The 15526-nt window shown below is 69.7% G+C and carries 15 protein-coding genes and 1 tRNA gene; 9 read left to right on the forward strand and 7 right to left on the reverse strand.

Features of this window, described 5'->3' with window-relative positions; all coding sequences use genetic code 11:
• From VJN29_RS19985 to VJN29_RS20000, 4 genes are all read left to right on the forward strand, one after another.
• Positions 1-220 (forward strand): hypothetical protein (locus VJN29_RS19985; protein WP_324145398.1); only part of this gene is annotated, 220 nt, incomplete at its 5' end.
• A 115-nt stretch (positions 221-335) separates the two neighbouring features.
• A complete protein-coding gene (locus tag VJN29_RS19990; protein ID WP_324145399.1) occupies positions 336-1895 on the forward strand; it encodes a cell wall-binding repeat-containing protein in 1560 nt (519 codons plus the stop codon).
• A 157-nt stretch (positions 1896-2052) separates the two neighbouring features.
• Positions 2053-2910, forward strand: coding sequence for a hypothetical protein (locus tag VJN29_RS19995; RefSeq protein ID WP_324145400.1), 858 nt, complete (start codon positions 2053-2055; stop codon positions 2908-2910).
• A tRNA-Gly gene (locus VJN29_RS20000) sits at positions 2893-2966 on the forward strand. Before VJN29_RS19995 ends, VJN29_RS20000 begins: the two co-directional genes overlap by 18 nt.
• Positions 2967-3084: 118 nt before the next feature.
• On the opposite strand, the gene VJN29_RS20005 is transcribed toward VJN29_RS20000, so the two are convergent.
• Complete coding sequence (locus tag VJN29_RS20005; RefSeq protein ID WP_324145401.1) at positions 3085-3534, reverse strand: MarR family winged helix-turn-helix transcriptional regulator; 450 nt, start codon at positions 3532-3534, stop codon at positions 3085-3087.
• 81 nt (positions 3535-3615) lie between these two features.
• Here VJN29_RS20005 and VJN29_RS20010 point away from each other — a divergent pair, with 81 nt between their 5' ends.
• The 4 genes from VJN29_RS20010 to VJN29_RS20025 all read left to right on the forward strand — a co-directional run bounded on the left by VJN29_RS20010 (position 3616) and on the right by VJN29_RS20025 (position 8057).
• A complete protein-coding gene (locus VJN29_RS20010) occupies positions 3616-4251 on the forward strand; it encodes an NADPH-dependent F420 reductase (RefSeq protein ID WP_324145402.1) in 636 nt (211 codons plus the stop codon).
• Complete coding sequence (locus VJN29_RS20015) at positions 4248-4883, forward strand: serine esterase (protein ID WP_324145403.1); 636 nt, start codon at positions 4248-4250, stop codon at positions 4881-4883. The genes VJN29_RS20010 and VJN29_RS20015 overlap by 4 nt, the downstream gene beginning before the upstream one ends.
• Positions 4884-5050: 167 nt before the next feature.
• Positions 5051-6910, forward strand: a complete 1860-nt coding sequence (locus VJN29_RS20020; protein WP_324145404.1) for an acyl-CoA dehydrogenase — start codon at positions 5051-5053, stop codon at positions 6908-6910.
• A 142-nt stretch (positions 6911-7052) separates the two neighbouring features.
• Entirely contained in the window at positions 7053-8057 is a 1005-nt protein-coding gene (locus VJN29_RS20025; protein ID WP_324145405.1) for a GNAT family N-acetyltransferase, read from the forward strand.
• Between the two features lie 265 nt (positions 8058-8322).
• Here VJN29_RS20025 and VJN29_RS20030 read toward each other — a convergent pair whose 3' ends face one another.
• The 6 genes from VJN29_RS20030 to VJN29_RS20055 all read right to left on the reverse strand — a co-directional run bounded on the left by VJN29_RS20030 (position 8323) and on the right by VJN29_RS20055 (position 14584).
• Positions 8323-8559: a DUF6458 family protein gene (locus VJN29_RS20030; protein ID WP_324145406.1), complete on the reverse strand. Its 237-nt coding sequence runs from the start codon at positions 8557-8559 to the stop codon at positions 8323-8325.
• 57 nt (positions 8560-8616) lie between these two features.
• On the reverse strand, positions 8617-9474 hold the full coding sequence (locus tag VJN29_RS20035; protein ID WP_324145407.1) for a hypothetical protein: 858 nt from the start codon (positions 9472-9474) through the stop codon (positions 8617-8619).
• Position 9475: 1 nt separating this feature from the next.
• On the reverse strand, positions 9476-11335 hold the full coding sequence (locus tag VJN29_RS20040; protein WP_324145408.1) for an NHL domain-containing thioredoxin family protein: 1860 nt from the start codon (positions 11333-11335) through the stop codon (positions 9476-9478).
• Positions 11332-12165, reverse strand: coding sequence for a carbon-nitrogen family hydrolase (locus VJN29_RS20045; protein WP_324145409.1), 834 nt, complete (start codon positions 12163-12165; stop codon positions 11332-11334). Before VJN29_RS20045 ends, VJN29_RS20040 begins: the two co-directional genes overlap by 4 nt.
• A 42-nt stretch (positions 12166-12207) precedes the next feature.
• A complete protein-coding gene (locus VJN29_RS20050; protein ID WP_324145410.1) occupies positions 12208-12393 on the reverse strand; it encodes a DUF6767 domain-containing protein in 186 nt (61 codons plus the stop codon).
• Positions 12394-12544: 151 nt separating this feature from the next.
• Positions 12545-14584, reverse strand: coding sequence for a bifunctional copper resistance protein CopD/cytochrome c oxidase assembly protein (locus VJN29_RS20055; RefSeq protein ID WP_324145411.1), 2040 nt, complete (start codon positions 14582-14584; stop codon positions 12545-12547).
• A gap of 26 nt (positions 14585-14610) precedes the next feature.
• On the opposite strand from VJN29_RS20055, the gene VJN29_RS20060 reads away from it, so the two are divergent.
• The gene (locus tag VJN29_RS20060; RefSeq protein ID WP_324145412.1) at positions 14611-15522 is read left to right on the forward strand and encodes a maleylpyruvate isomerase family mycothiol-dependent enzyme; all 912 of its coding nucleotides are present in this window, start codon (positions 14611-14613) and stop codon (positions 15520-15522) included.
• Positions 15523-15526 lie beyond the last annotated feature (4 nt).

The following is a 15526-nucleotide window of genomic DNA, read 5'->3' on the forward strand; positions in this document are numbered from 1 at the left end:
GTTCCTCGACGAGGACGGCGACATGGTGACGAAGACCAATGTGGGCCGGTCCTGGTCGGGAACCGGCCCCGCGGACCACGGCACCGTGTTGATCTCTGCGACCACCGGGGACGGCAGCTCGATGATCAAGTGCTCGGTGCGCGTCCGTGGCGAGGTCGTCCAGCGTGCGAGCGCCGTTGGCGGCGGCGACACCACGGTCGTCTGCAGGACGTCGTACTGAACCGCTGGGCCACTCGGCCGCGGCCCACCTGACAACAGCTCGTGGCGGCGGTACCGTTGATTGGTGGGGCAGGAGTCGATCTGTGCCCATTTTCTCCCGAATCGCAAGGTGCCCCATGACGCCCGCCACGAAACGTGCCATCAACCCCGTGCTCGCCTCCGCAGCTGCTGCCCTGTTACTACCGGCCCTGGCGATGCCTGCCTGGCAGGCATCCGCGCGGCCCGATACAGGCGGCAACACGATGACGATGGGCCGTCCGGGACCGGCGACGACGACGACCCACGACCTCGCGCCAGTCAACCAGGCCGGGAGCGTCGGCTCGCTGAGCCGTCTCGACGCCGCCGAGGCGAGGGAGCACGCGCGAGGCCTGGCGGTCGAAGTCGCCTCGGCGACTGGGGCGGTCGATCTGCCGGAGCTCGCGGTCGTCGGGGTCACGTGGGACGTGGGCTCGGCACCGGGCGGCACGGTGCAGTACCGCACCATCGAGGCGGGCACCTGGTCCGAGTGGGAGTTCCTCGATGCGGAGGGTGACCACGCGCCGGATGCCGCCGAGGCGAAGGAAGCCGCCGCCAGGACAGGCGGTGCCCGTGAGGGCTCGGCGCCGCTCGTCATCACGGACGCGGATGAGATCCAGGTCCGCCTCATCACCGAGGAGGACTCGAGCCCCGTCGATGCTGAGCTCATGGTTGTCGAGCCCGGCACGTCGATCGCCTCGAGCGCCACCCCGATCGCATCGGCGACCACGGCTGAGTCGACCACCCAGGCCACCAGCGAGCTCACCGCTGCGGGGGCCACCGCGGTTGCCAAGCCCACCATCTACACGCGGGCGCAATGGGGAGCCGACGAGTCGGTCCGAGACCCGTCTGAGCCGGACTACGGCGTCGTCGACGCTGCGGTGGTCCACCACACGGCGGGGTCCAACAGCTACAGCGAGGGACAGGTGCCCGGCATCATCCAGGGCATCTACGAGTACCACGTCAACGGCCACGGCTGGCGCGACATCGGCTACAACTTCCTCGTCGACAGGTTCGGCCACATCTGGGAGGGCCGCTATGGCGGTATGGACAAGGCCGTTGTCGGTGCCCATGCCTCTGGCGTCAACTCGAGCATGTTCGGCGCCTCGGTGCTCGGGGACTTCGAGACGGCCCAGCCGCCATCCGCCGTCACCACCGCGCTGCGCAACCTCATCGCATGGAAGGCCGATGTCCACCGCTTCGATGTCCTCGGCACGACGGTCGTCGACGGCACGACGTACAACAACATCGTCGGGCACCGGAACGTCAACGCCACCGACTGCCCCGGCGACTACCTCTACGCCAAGCTCCCGGCGCTGCGAACCGCAACCGCGGCGTTGTCGCCGAGCGCCATCCGCATCGGTGGCGCAGACCGCTACAACGTCGCCGCAGCCACGTCCGCCTCGACCTTCGCGGCCGGCGCGCCGATCGCCTACATCGCCACCGGCGGCACCTTCCCGGACGCCCTCGCCGCCGGCCCCGTCGGCGGCCACCGCGGCGGGCCCGTCCTGCTCACCAGGACCGACCTGCTCGTCACGCCGACGATCAACGAGCTCAAGCGGCTCAAGCCGAGAAAGATCGTCATCCTCGGCGGCCCGGCATCCGTCTCCGACGCCGTCGCCAGGCGCCTCTACAACTACGAGGAGCCCGCGACGTCCTGACCAGCCGCCCAAGCCGGTATCAGCGCGAACGCCCCGATCGTCTGCGGATCGGGGCGTTCGCCTGTCAGGCACCCGTCCTGTGGCACACCATGGAGTGACACACTCAGGAGGCACCGTGGCTCATCCGACGTGGCGTGGCGTGACGATCTGTCCCTGCTTGAAGGAACCGTTGGACGAGCTCGCCCGCTCATCCGGCAGGGACGTCCTGGTTTCCCCGATCAAGGGCTTCGGCTCCTACCAGGTTGGCAAGACTGCCTCTGCGGGAACGGGATCCGGCGGTGGCCACGTCGACCTCGGCCTGGGCCGTCTCAACGCCCAGCAGAAGCTCCGGCTCGAAGGGCTGGCCCGTCAGATCGGCTTCTACGCCGACATCCGGGAGCCGACGTGGTGGTCGCCGACCCGCAAGAGGTGGCTTCGAGAGAAGTGGGCCTCGCACCTGCACATGATCCTCAAGGACTGCCGCCACCTGTCTCCGGAGGCCAAGGCGCAGCTGCGCGAGTGGTACGCCGGCGAGAACGGCCTCGCAGGCGACGACCCCGACGATGGCGACCGGACCTACCTGCGCCAGACATGGAAGCAGTACCGCGCCTCGAAGCACGGCATCAAGCCTCCCCCGCCCCAGCCCACGATCGCCGTCGCCAACCTCAAGCAGGGCCGGAGGAACGGCGACGTCAAGCGCTACCAGGCCGTCGTGTGGAAACGTCTCGCGGCGGCGAACCGCACGAAGATTCTCACGAGGAACCGCCTCAAGGAGTCCCAGATCGCCGACGGCTTCTACGGCGACGTCACCGTCGAGATGACCAAGGCGCTCTACGCGCAGATCGCCGCCAAGGAGCCGAAGGGCGGTTGGCCGATCTGGGCGGAGCCCGGCCCACGCCTGCTCAAGCGTCTCGGCTTCATCCCGATGGGCACCAGGGACCTCGACGACCCGCACGACGAGTTCGGCGAGCCCGATTCGGTCTCCGATCCCGTCTCCGCTAGCATCGACCCGCACCCCGCGGGTGTAGTTCAGTAGCAGAACACCTCCCTTCCAGGGAGGAGACGTGAGTGCGATTCTTGCCGCCCGCTCCAGCGCGTCGGGCCCGGTCAGCCGACCGGGCCCGTCGTCGTTCCCGGCCACCCCCGCAAGCCGGCCGTATGCCGCTGGGCCGGCTCAGCGGCATACGAAACCTTTGTCGTGGGTGGGCGCTCAGGCGACGAGCCGCGCGCTCCGGAGGCGTCGGAGCAGCTCGTCGAGCTCGAGGAGCTCGCTCTCGGTGAAGTCGCCAAGCATGCGGCGCAGGTTGTCGTCATGGATCGACACGGCCTTGTCGAGTACAGCGTGCCCCTCTGGCGTCAGTCCCGCGTAGACGACGCGGCGGTCGCTGGCACACGGTACGCGCTCGACGAGTCCAGCGGCGACCATGCGGTCCATCATCCGGGTGACGCCGCCACCGGTGAGCGCAACCTGGTCGGCGAGCGAGCCCATCGGAGCCAGGCCCTCGGCCGCGCGGGAGATCCGCAGCATGACCTCGAACCAGTTGTGCGGCACACCGACCTGCTCCTCGAGGGAGGCGCCGAGCTGCTTCTCCACGGAGTTGTACGCCTCCATGAGCAGGCCGAAGGTCGAGACCAGGTCGTGGTCGATGTGCGTGTCCATACAGGTAGTTTAACATGCAACTATTGACATGACAGACAGCGTAGAGAATAGTTGAGCACTCAACCACCTCTAGGAGTGCACATGCGCATCGCCATCATCGGCTCCGGCAACGTCGGATCCGCCCTTGCGGCCGCCGCCACGAAGGCCGGCCACGACATCACCCTCTCCGCCTCGGAGGCCGAGAGCGCCCGTGAGACCGCCGACAAGGTGGGCGCCAAGGCGGCCGACAGCAATGCGGACGCGGTCCGTGACGCAGAGATCGTCGTGCTCGCCGTGCCCGGCCTGGCGGTCAGCGGCATTGCGGACGAGCTGGGCGGTGCCCTCGACGGCAAGGTCGTCGTCGACTCGACCAACCCGATCAACGAGACCTTCGACGACCTCTTCACGACCGGCCGTTCCTCCGCGGAGGAGCTGCAGGCCAAGGTCCCGAACGCGAAGGTCGTCAAGGCGTTCAACACCATCTTCGCCGGCCGGCACGGCAATCCCTTCGAGGGCGAGCAGCCGCTCGACGCCTTCGTCGCGGGCGACGACCCGGACGCCAAGGCCAAGGCCGGCGAGCTGGCGAAGTCGCTCGGCTACCGGGTCATCGACGCCGGCGGCCTGCGCATGGCCCGCTCCCTCGAGGAGATGGCGTTCCTCAACATCTCGCTCAACGCGACGAAGGGCTGGATCTGGCAGAGCGGTTGGAAGCTCGTCGGGCCGACGGAGGCCCAGTGACGACACGCTTCGCGACGGCACAGGTGGCGTGGTGCGGGTCCGAGGACCCCGCCGCGCCGCTCGTCGTCCTGCTGCACGGGCGTGGTGCCGACGAGCAGTCCATCCTGACGATGGCCGACCACCTGCCTGAGGGCCCCGCCTACGCAGCAGTACGAGCGCCGATCGCCGAGGGTGGCGGGTACGCCTGGTTTGCCAACCGTGGTATCGGGCGGCCCGTTGCCGAGTCGTTGGCGGACACGATGGCGTGGTTCCGGGGCTGGCTCGACGAGGTGGCGCCCGATGGGCGACCCGTGGTACTCGTCGGATTCAGTGGCGGAGCCGCCTTCGCCGGCGGACTGGTGCTGGCCGACCCCGGGCGCTTCCGCGGCGCGGCGATCCTCTATGGGACGCTCCCCTTCGACGCGGGGCTTCCCGTGACGCCGGGCCGCCTCGAGGGCGTCAGCCTTTTCGTGGCCCAGGGCGACCAGGACGTCGTGATCCCCCGGCAACTGCTGGACCGGACCTGGGTGTACGTCACCGGGGACTCGCGGGCCACCGCGCATACCCGACGGGACCCCGGAGGCCACGAAATCACGCCGGAGACCGCAGCCGAGCTCAGCGAGTGGGTGGGCTCCCTCGTCGCCGACGCCTGAGCCTCCGCCGCCCACTCGAGTTCGCCTGCGATCGGGAGCCAGCCCAGCGGCATACGGCCCATGTCTTGCATTCGTTACTGCTCGGTAGCATCATGGAAGTGACCCGCCAGTAACTTGGCCTGCGCCGGCAGGGCGGCACCTTTCACAGACGAGCAGCGGAGGACCCCATGGGCCACTACAAGAGCAACGTACGAGACCTTGAGTTCAACCTGTTCGAGGTCTTCGGGCGCCAGGACATCCTCGGTCAGGGCCTCTACGCCGACGTCGACGTCGACGCCGCGAAGGACATCCTCCGCGAGATCTCCCGACTCGCCGAGAATGAGCTCGCCGAGAGCCTGCTCGACTCCGACCGCAACCCGCCGGTCTACGACCCGGCCACCCACTCGGTGACGATGCCCGAGTCGTTCCGCAGGTCGTTCCGCGCCTACGTCGACGCGGAGTGGGGCAACCTCGACGTGCCAGTCGAGCTCGGCGGCATGGTCATCCCGCCGTCGCTTCGGTGGGCCACCGCGGAGATGATCTGCGGGGCCAACCCGGCAATCCACATGTACACGGCGAGCTACTCGTTCGCCAGCCTCCTCTACCACCTCGGTACCGACGACCAGAAGATGCTCGCCAAGCACATCGTCGACAACGCCTGGCACACGACGATGGTCCTGACCGAGCCGGACGCCGGCTCCGACGTCGGCGCGGGCCGGACCAGGGCCATTCAGCAGCCGGACGGCACGTGGCACATCGAGGGCGTCAAGCGGTTCATCACGTCGGGCGAGTCGGACCTCGTCGACAACGTCGTCCACTTCGTGCTCGCGCGCCCCGAGGGCGCCGGCCCGGGCACCAAGGGGCTCTCCCTCTTCATCGTGCCGAAGTTCCACGTCGTCCTCGAGACCGGTGAGCTCGGCGAACGCAACGGCGCCTACGTCACCAACGTCGAGCACAAGATGGGGCTGAAGGTGAGCACGACGTGCGAGGTGACCTTCGGTGAGCAGGCGCCGGCAGTCGGCACCCTCCTCGGCGACGTCCACGACGGCATCGCGCAGATGTTCCACATCATCGAGAATGCGCGAATGTTCGTCGGCACCAAGGCGATCGCGACGCTCTCGACCGGCTACCTCAACGCCCTCGAGTACGCCAAGCAGCGCGTCCAGGGTGCCGACCTGACCCAGATGACGGACAAGACCGCGCCCCGGGTCACGATCACGCACCACCCGGACGTGCGCCGCTCCCTCATGCTGCAGAAGTCCTACGCCGAGGGGCTGCGGGCGCTCGTCCTCTACACCGCCACGCAGCTCGACACGGTCGCACAGGCGCAGGGCGGGGACCGGACCAAGGAGGTCGAGAAGGGCTCGGACGCGGAGCTCGCGAGTCGGGTGAGCGACCTGCTCCTGCCCATCGTCAAGGGCCTCGGCTCCGAGCGGGCCTGGGTGCTCCTCGGCACGGAGTCGCTGCAGACGTTCGGCGGGTCGGGATTCCTGCAGGACTACCCGATCGAGCAGTACGTCCGCGACGCCAAGATCGACACCCTCTACGAGGGCACGACCGCGATCCAGGGCCTCGACTTCTTCTTCCGCAAGATCGTCCGCGACAAGGGCCAGGCCCTGCAGCACGTCGCCGGGCAGATCCAGGAGTTCGCGAAGGACCTCGGCGGCTCCCTCGACACCGAGCGGGAGCTGCTCGGCAAGGCCCTCGAGGACGTGCAGGCCATCGTGGGTCACATGATCAACGACCTGATGAAGAGCGACCCGCGGGTGGGTGGCGAGGTCACGAACCTCTACAAGGTCGGCCAGAACAGCACGCGCCTGCTCCTCGCGGCCGGTGACCTCGTCGTCGGCTGGCTCCTGCTGCGCCAGGCCGCCGTCGCGCAGGCGGCGCTCGACGCGGGCGCGGGCAAGGACGCGGACTTCTATCGGGGCAAGGTCGCGGCAGCGTCGTTCTTCGCCAAGAACGTCCTGCCGAAGCTCGCGGCGGAGCGCGCCATCGCCGAGGCCACCGACAACGACCTGATGGACGTGCCCGAGTCCGCCTTCTGAGCCCACCTGTCCACGACACACCCGAAACCGCGGAGCTCACCCCTGAAGTCTGGGGGGTGGGCTTCGTGTTTGCGGGTGTGTTGCGTCGGTGGCCGAGAAAACTCGGTGGCACCACGGACCGACGGGTCCCTACCGTTTCGGTATGCGCACCATGCAGCTCGACGTCCACGACGACGACCGGACAAGGCGGGCGTACGAGGCACTCGCCGCCAGCCGGGTCTTCGGTCGCCCGTGGTTCGAACCGTCGTCGTTCACCGAGGTCGCCATCGACTGGCGTCACGAGGACAAGGCCGAGCCCAAGGAGATCTGGGTCGCCGAGGACGGCGGTGACGTCGCCGGGGTCGCGACCTTGTTCCTGCCCATGGAGGACAACACGTCAATGGCGTGGTTCGACCTCCACGTGCACCCCGAGCATCGTCGACGCGGCCATGGCTCGGCGCTGATGGACCGGATGGCCGAGCGGGCCCAGGACGCCGGCCGCGCCTGCCTGCTCACCGAGATCATGGTCCCCGTCGACGAGCCGGACCACGGCTACCGGCGCTTCATCGAGCGACATGGCTACTCGCTCAACAACACCGAGGTCATGCGCCACCTCGACCTCCCCGTCGCCGACGATCACCTGAGCCGTCTCGATTCCGACACCCGGCCGCGATGGGAGGGCGACTACCGCCTCGAGACCCACGTCAACGGCGTGCCGGAGCCACTGCGCGAGTCCCTCTGCGAGGTCATGAACCAGCTCATCGTCGACGCACCGACTGGGGACATCGAGTTCGAGCCCGAGTCGGTCAACCCCGCGCGGTACCAGGAGTACCTCGACGTCGAACGGGAGATGGGCCGGCAGCGCCTCACGACGGTGGCGATGAACGACACTGGCGAGGTCGTCGCCTACACCGATCTCGTGCTCCCCGTTGGCGCTCCGTCGACGGTCTGGCAGTGGGGCACCTATGTGCACCGCGAGCACCGGGGCCGTCGCCTCGGCATGGCGGTCAAGCTCGAGAACCTCGGTCGGTTGCAGGTGGACCACCCCCAGCGCCAACGGGTCATCACCGGCAACGACGGCACGAACTCGTGGATGGTCAGCATCAACGAGGCGCTCGGCTTCCGCATCGTCGAGCTCTGCCCGGCCTACCAACGCAAGCTCGCCTGATCCCACACCGCCCAGCCCATTCGATCGAGTGAACGGCTTTCGGGGCCTTGGCCCGAAAGCCGTTCACTCGATCAGTTTGGGGGCCCCGAAAGGTGTTCACTCGATCGGTTTGGGGGCCCGAAAGGTGTTCACTCGATCGGTGGGTGGCGAGGAGGACACTGCCTGCGAGCCCGCACGCGATGAGTCGTCACGCACCAATGGGACGACGAAGGCGGGCCGAGCGCGTGAGTCATCGCGCTCGGCCCGCCCTGGACGTCGAGGTGGATCAGTAGGCGTCGTCGCGCCGCTCGACCACGTCAGGGCCTCCGCGGCGCTCGGTGACCGTGGTGTGCCGCTGGCGCTGAGCGTTCTGGATGACGCCCATGATCAGGGCCAGGGCGCCGCCGATCATGAGGATGATGCCGACGGTGTCGAGGTCGGTGTTGAAGATGCTCTCGTCGAGCCCGGTGAACGTCAGGATCGCCCCGAGAACCAACAAGGTGACTCCGAGTCCGATGCCCATGTCGTCTCCTTCTCCGTGCCTTCCGTGGCGGGCCACCTGCCCGCCTCGGGGCAGCACTTACCCGCGACGACCGAGGATCACACGCCCGAGTCCGACAATCAGGGCAATCAGGAGCAAACCGACCGAGACGAGGAGCGCGATGCGCGTCTCCGCCATGAGGCCGCCCTCCGCGAGGCCGTACGCAGAGGTCACAACGGCTGAGCCGATCGGGTCGCGGACGACGTCGGCGGCTTCGTCCCGGCCGAACACCAGGGCGGCCGCGAAGGCGACGCTGGCCACGATGCCGCCGAGCCCCAGCAGCCCAAGAGCCCGGACCCGTCGGCGTGCCAGCACGATCGAGACGGCGCCAAGGCCGACGATGACCCAGGGCGCGGCCGGCCCAGCGACTGAGCCCACGGCGTAGGTCCGTCGCGCCGTGGCGAGGTCGTCGGCCGAAAAGAGTGGGATCTGGATCTGCGGCGCCACCGTGACATCCCCCGCGACGCCGAAGCGGCTGAGCAGCTGGTCCAGCCCGGTGAGCTCGATGGTGAGCGGCATGACGACCCGCCCGGTCGAGTCCACCCTGGCCGGCTGTTCGCCCTCCATGACCGCGACGAGCTCAGCATGGGCGGTGCGCACGCCCGACGCCCAGGCACGCTCGACTTCGGGTGACGCGAGCACGGTGCCGACGAGCTCGCGCAGCGGCGGCTCGAGCTGCTGGGCGACGCGGTCAGGCAGGTTCAGCTGCGCCTGCACGCCGGCGATGGTGCGGTCCGTCAGGGCGTCCCGCACCTCCGGAGACGAGGCGACCGGCCGCATCTCGGCGACGAGACGGTCGGTGTCGGTTCCGACGGAGGACACCCACGCGACGAGCAGCGCGACGGGCAGCAGCACGACCGCGAGCAGGCCCGCGAGCCCGGAGGCCAGGGAGCGCACGTCAGGTGCCTCGAAGGTCGAGCGTCAGGGTGCCGGGCGCCCCCTCGACGAGGGTGAGTGGGATGCCCCAATCCTGTTGGAACAGATGGCAGGCCGCGTGCTCTGGCACCTCGCCCGTGTCAGGGTCACCGTCACACGCCGCCGCCCGCACCGAGACGTGAAGCGTGCCCTGCCGTATGCCGCTCGCGACCGTGATCGTCCGACGCAGCCCGGGTGCCCTGCCGCCTCCGTCGAGCAGGAGCCCCTCGGGTGAGGCGGACACGTCCAGCATCGTGGGCTCGCCCCAGCGGTTGTCGAGCTTCTGTCCCTTGGGCGGAACGAACGTCACCTCGAGATCGACCGGACCGGGAGCGAGCTCGGTCGGGGGTCGTTGGGTCCGGCGGGCCGGGCCGTCGACGCGCTGGGCGTCCTGCGGCAGGGCAACGCGAGTCAGCCGGTGGGCAGCGGACTCGACGACGACGAGGCGGGTCTCGCCCGTATCCGGATCGCGCTCGACCACCGCATCGCTCGGCTCGGCGAGACCTTTGGCGAGTGTCGACACCTCCCCGCGCGCAGGGTCGTAGCGGCGGATCGCCCCGTTGTAGGTGTCGCTGATGGCAACCGACCCGTCGGGCAGCTCGGTGACGCCGAGGGGGTGCTGGAGCAGTGCCTGCTCGGCCGGCCCGTCGCGGTGGCCGAAGTCGAACAGGCCCGTCCCGACGTGGGTCTCGACGGTGAACGTACCGTCGTCGCCACGTGTGATGGCGCGCAGGGCCGACGTCTCGGAGTCGGCGACCCACACGCGGGCACCGTCGGCGGAGGTACACAGCCCCGAGGGTTGGGCGAACCACGCCTCGTGGGCGTCGCCGTCGCGGAGCCCCTCGTTGGTCGTGCCGCCCACCACCTCGACCACGCCCTGCTCGATGGCGTCCCCCGGTGTCCAGGCCCACAGCTGGTGGGTGCCCGCCATGGCGATGAGCACGCGGTCGTCCAGCCAGGCCAGGTCCCACGGGGTCGACAGGTCCTGGTTCAGGGCCGGACCGCCGCCGGTGCGTTCGCGCAGCTGTCGGCCGGTTCCCGCGAGAACGTGGATGCTGCCGTCGGAGAAGCGGATCCCCTTGAGCTGGTGGTTCACCGAGTCCGCGACGAGCAGGTCGACGCCGAGCCCGTCGCGCAGGCCCGGCGACGCGAGCAGCAGGCCCTGCGGCTCGTTGAAGCTGCTGCGATCGCCCCACCGCGCGCGCTCGGTCTCGAGGTCCGCCTCGAGGTGCACGACCCGCTGGTTCGACGTGTCGGAGACGATGAACGACCCGTCCTCCATGACGACGGCCTTGCCGGGAAAACGGAGCGCGGTGTCAGCAGGAGGCGGCGGCACGTACGGGTCGTCGCCGGGCTGGAGCGTGCCCTTCGCCGCGTGCTCCTCGATCAGCTCGCCGACGAGCGAGGCGAGACCCGGGCCGTGACCCTCCCCCGACATCGATGCCACGACGTATCCCTCCGGGTCGACGACGACCAGTGTCGGCCACGCGCGTGCCGCGTAGGCGCGCCACGTCACGAGCTCCGGGTCGTCGAGGACGGGGTGGTGGACGGCGTACCGCTCGACCGCCGCCGCGAGGGCTTCCGGATCCGCCTCGTGCTCGAACTTCGGTGAGTGGACGCCGACGACCGTCAGCTCAGCGGGGTACTGATCCTCGACCGGCCTCAGCTCGTCGAGGACATGGAGGCAGTTGACGCAGCAGAAGGTCCAGAAGTCGAGCACGAGAACGCGGCCCCGGAAGTCCGCGATCGAGTACGCCTTGCCTCCGGTGTTGAGCCAACCGCGCCCGACCAGCTCAGGGGCCCGGACCTTGACGCGCGCCCGGGCAGCCGGCGCGGGGGTCACCGCAGCCGCCGGTCGGCCAACGCCGGGAAGGCCTGCCGCCACCGCTGGGTCGCGTCGATGTCGACCTCGACACTGAGCACCTCCTCATGGAGGCCCGCGGTCGCGAGGACAGTGCCGGTCGCGTCGACCACCTGCGAGCGCCCACCCATCTCATGGCCCGCATGCGTTCCGGCGGTGTTGCACTGGATGACGACGCCCTGGTTCTCGATGGCGCGGGCCTGGCCCAGGACCGTCCAGTGAGCGACGCGCCTCGCCGGCCACGCGGCGGGGACGACGAAGACCTGGGCACCCCGGTCGACCAGGGCCCGGTAGAGCTCGGGGAAGCGCAGGTCGTAGCAGGTCGAGAGCCCGACGGGGACCGTCGCGACCGTGGGCGTGGACCCGGCGGAGTCTCCGGCGTCCACCGGAACGTCGATGACGACGAGCTCACCACCGGGATCCATGAGCCGTGGTTCACCCTCGCCGAACCCGAACCGGTGGATCTTCCGGTACGTGGCGACGAGCTCCCCGGCCGGTGAGAAGACGAGGGAGGTGTTCCACACGCCGTGGCCGTCGGGACTCGTCGGTTCGCCCCGTTCCACGATGCTGCCGCCGTGCAGGGTCACGCCGGCAGCCTTCGCGGCGCCCGCGAGCGCCTGGGCCACCGGCCCGTCGACGGGCTCGGCCCGGGCGTCCCAGCTGGCGTAGTCGAACCCGCCTGCCGGCCACAGCTCCGGGAGGACGACGAGGTCATGTCCCTTCTGGGCGCGGACGAGGTCGACGACCCGCGCGGTGCGGTCGGCGACACTCTCGTCGTCACCGTAGGCGAGCTGGATGACGGCTACCTTCATGCCCCAACTCTCACACACCGGGTGCGGTCGTGAGACGGCCGGTCAGCTCGCGGTGAACTGCGGGGACCGGAGCTCACGACGCTTCGCGGCGAGCTGCTCGCGCCACTCTGGGTCCGACTGCACGAGGTAGACCAGCCCACAGTCGTGTGGGCCTTCGGCGCCGGGAAAGCACAGGCTGCACGGTTCGCCGACCCTGATCGGGCACTTCGGCTGCGGTGTCCTGGCCATCTCACTCCTCTTGCGCTCAATCCTACGCTTCGTAGTAGTTGAACACCAAAACAGTTGGCCGTATGCCGCTGAGCTCCGTTCCGCTCCCGTGGGCACCAGGTGCCCGCTTCGCCTCGGTCGAAGGTGCACAGCGCAGCACGCCCGTTCCCCGTCAGGGCTGGTTGGTGCGGTCGCGCTGGGCGAGTTGGGCCAGGTGCTCGTTGTAGGCGGCCAGCTCCGCATCGCCATCGCGGTCCGCTCGCCGGTCGCGGCGCCGGCCCTCCGCCTTGTCGGCGCGGAACCACTGGGTGGCCACGAGCAACGCCAGCAGGACGGCGGGAAGCTCCCCGATGGCCCAGGCGATGGCGCCGCCGTTCCGCTGGTCCGCCAGGGGATCGTCGATCCACGACACGTTGATGGTGGTGAAGAAGTCCGGGGCCAACAGGGTGTTCCCGCTCATGATGGACACCCCGAAGAAGGCGTGGAACGCGATCGTGGCGAAGAGGACGATGAGCCGGAGCGCGGGACTCCACTTCGGCGGTCCGGGGTCGACCCCGACGAGCACCCACGCGAAGAGGTACCCGGCCACGAGGAAATGGGCCGTCATGACGAGGTGCCCGGTGTGTGTCGTCAGCGCCAGCTCGAACAGACCCGTCCAGTAGAAGGCGACGAGGCTCATGAAGAAGAAGGCCGCGGCGAAGATGGGGTTGCCGACGACCTTGAGGTAGGGCGAGTGGATGAGCCCGAGCAGCAGCTCGCGGGGTCCGAGGGTGCCGTCGGCGCGTGGACGCAGGGTTCGGAGGGCCAGGGTGACGGGTGCCCCGAGGACGAGGAGGATCGGGACCACCATCGCCTCGATCATGTGCAGCGTCATGTGCCAGGAGAAGGCAACCCTTCCGTAGATGCCGAGCACGCCGCCCGTCGCCCAGATGAAGACCAGCCAGCCGAGGACCCAGTTGACCGTCCGGAGCACGGGCCAGCGGTCCCCACGGCGCGCGAGCCGCACGACTCCGGCGACGTAGAGCCCGATGGCCAGCAACGCCACCGCGAGGAAGAGCCAGTCGACCCGCCAGGCCGTGACCCAGGACAGCGCCGTCGGCGCAGGCGGCTCGGGGAAGTCGGTGAGCGCGAGGGCCGGGCTGGGGTTCGGCAGCGTCTCTGGCACCGGCGGCGCGGTCCGGGCCAGGGCCGTCGCCAGGCCGAACGCCAGTCCCATGAGGACCACCTCCCCGACGGCAAGGCGCAGGAACGGCCTGCCCGTCGCTGACCCGCTGGCTCCCCGGCGTTCGAGCGCGTCGATGGTGCTCCTCCGGTGCCACCATCCGGCGAAGCCGAGCAGCACGAGCGCAGCAGCCTTGAGGACGACGAGGATCCCGTAGGACGTCGTGAGGTCGGCGACCCTGGCGAAGCGCGTGGACGCGGCCAGCGCTCCGGAGGTGCCCAGCCCGATGAACGCCCACAGGGCGACCGCGGAGTAGCGGCGGACGAGCACCGGAAGGGCGTCGCCGAGACGGGGCCGTAGGACGATGAGACCGAGCAGTCCCCCGGTCCACAACGTCGCGCTCAGCAGATGGCCCGCCATCGCGTTGACCGCCGTCTCGTGGTCGGCGGAACCGCCCGCGTGCCCAGCCAGACCGAGCACGGCGATGCCGAGAAGGGCGACGACCGAGAGCGCCACGGCGACCGACCTCGCCCTGGCGACCGCTGCTCCGGAGGCCACGACGAAGGCGGCCATCGCCGAGATGAGCCCGATCCGCAGCGTGTCGATCGCCCACACCGAGGCCAGCAGCTCTCGGGCAAACAAGGGATGGTCGAGAGAAAGCCCCGACGCATCAGCAAACGTGAAGAGGACGACGACGACCCCGGCGACCGCCCAGACGAAGGCCGACGCGGTGGCCACCCTCAAGGCCGCGGCCCGGCGCGGCTCCTCGAGGGCCACCGACGCCTGTCGGGTCGCCCCGGGGATCATGGTGGCCGCCAGCACGAGGGTGCCCACCGTGAGCGCCGCTGCGACGTCGTGCACGACTCGGACGAGCGGCAGTGCCCAGCGCACCACGGGGCCGGCGTCACTGAGCCCGCCCATCGGGGCGGCGACTGCCCCGCTGAAGCCGGCCGCGAGCACGCTGGCACCCAGCCCGGCGAGTACGACGAGCGCCACGGCCCAGGGACCCGGGGACCGGACAGCGGCGACGTGGCGGGCGGGCGAGGGCATGGCTCAAGCGTAAGTACTCTGGGGGCATGCCTCTGCACCCGGCCGCACCCGACGACCTTGGCGGCTTGCTCGACGCCTTCGAGCAGGTGGTCCAGGCCATCGTCGACCTGGGCTGGGCCTGTCGCGAGGAGGACTTCGACAAGCCGACCGAGAATCCCGGATGGACCGTCAAGGACCACTTCGTCCACGTCGTGGCCACGGAGAAGGCCTTCGCGGCGCTGCCGCGGGAGCCGCTCAACCCACCGAACCCCAGCGACGTCCGCGGCCAGTTCGACCGCATCGTCGACGTGGAGGTCGCGGCCCGCAGACAGTGGACCGGCCGGAGCGTCGTATCCGAGCTCGCAGACTTCCACCAGCACCGGATGTCGCAGCTCCGAGGCCTCGACCTGGTCCTGGAGTCGGAGATCGCAGGGTTCTTCGGTGACCACACCACGTTCGGTGACCAGCTCCGGGCGCAGATCACGGACACGTGGGTGCACGAGCAGGACCTCCGCACGGCGCTCGACCGTCCGGGCGACCTCGACTCACCGGCCGCGGCCGTGTTCACGTCCGCCATCATCGACGCCCTGCCGCTCATCGCCGTGCGCGATGCCGGCATCCAGCCCGGTCATGGCATCCTCCTCGACGTCACCGGGCCGGTCCTGGCGAGGGGCGGCGCGCGAGTCGTCGAGGACGAACACGGGCAACCGCAGGGTGAGGAGCTCTTCAGCGGGCAGGACCGCCCGGAGGGTGAGGAGCCGCTCGACGTCACGACCATCCAGCTGACGACCGAGGCACTGACCCGTCGTGCCGCCGGCCGCCGGACGACGGACGACATCCACTGCACCATCACCGGTGACAGGGACACGGCACGCCGGGTGCTCGACGCGCTGGACCTACTCTCGCCGTCGCGCGGCTCGGCGGGTGCCCCGCGGGCAGGCAACAGTCTTCCCAGCTGAGTCC

The organism is Intrasporangium sp., assembly GCF_035280925.1.
In the GTDB taxonomy this organism is placed as follows: domain Bacteria; phylum Actinomycetota; class Actinomycetes; order Actinomycetales; family Dermatophilaceae; genus Intrasporangium.

Bases quoted from the DNA above. Each gene is read 5' to 3' on its own strand.
- VJN29_RS19990 (WP_324145399.1), top strand. From the start codon at position 336: ATGACGCCCGCCACGAAACGTGCCATCAACCCCGTGCTCGCCTCCGCA.
- VJN29_RS20005 (WP_324145401.1), bottom strand. From the start codon at position 3,534: ATGGACACGCACATCGACCACGACCTGGTCTCGACCTTCGGCCTGCTC.
- VJN29_RS20010 (WP_324145402.1), top strand. From the start codon at position 3,616: ATGCGCATCGCCATCATCGGCTCCGGCAACGTCGGATCCGCCCTTGCG.
- VJN29_RS20020 (WP_324145404.1), top strand. From the start codon at position 5,051: ATGGGCCACTACAAGAGCAACGTACGAGACCTTGAGTTCAACCTGTTC.
- VJN29_RS20025 (WP_324145405.1), top strand. From the start codon at position 7,053: ATGCGCACCATGCAGCTCGACGTCCACGACGACGACCGGACAAGGCGG.
- VJN29_RS20030 (WP_324145406.1), bottom strand. From the start codon at position 8,559: ATGGGCATCGGACTCGGAGTCACCTTGTTGGTTCTCGGGGCGATCCTG.
- VJN29_RS20045 (WP_324145409.1), bottom strand. From the start codon at position 12,165: ATGAAGGTAGCCGTCATCCAGCTCGCCTACGGTGACGACGAGAGTGTC.
- VJN29_RS20050 (WP_324145410.1), bottom strand. From the start codon at position 12,393: ATGGCCAGGACACCGCAGCCGAAGTGCCCGATCAGGGTCGGCGAACCG.
- VJN29_RS20055 (WP_324145411.1), bottom strand. From the start codon at position 14,584: ATGCCCTCGCCCGCCCGCCACGTCGCCGCTGTCCGGTCCCCGGGTCCC.
- VJN29_RS20060 (WP_324145412.1), top strand. From the start codon at position 14,611: ATGCCTCTGCACCCGGCCGCACCCGACGACCTTGGCGGCTTGCTCGAC.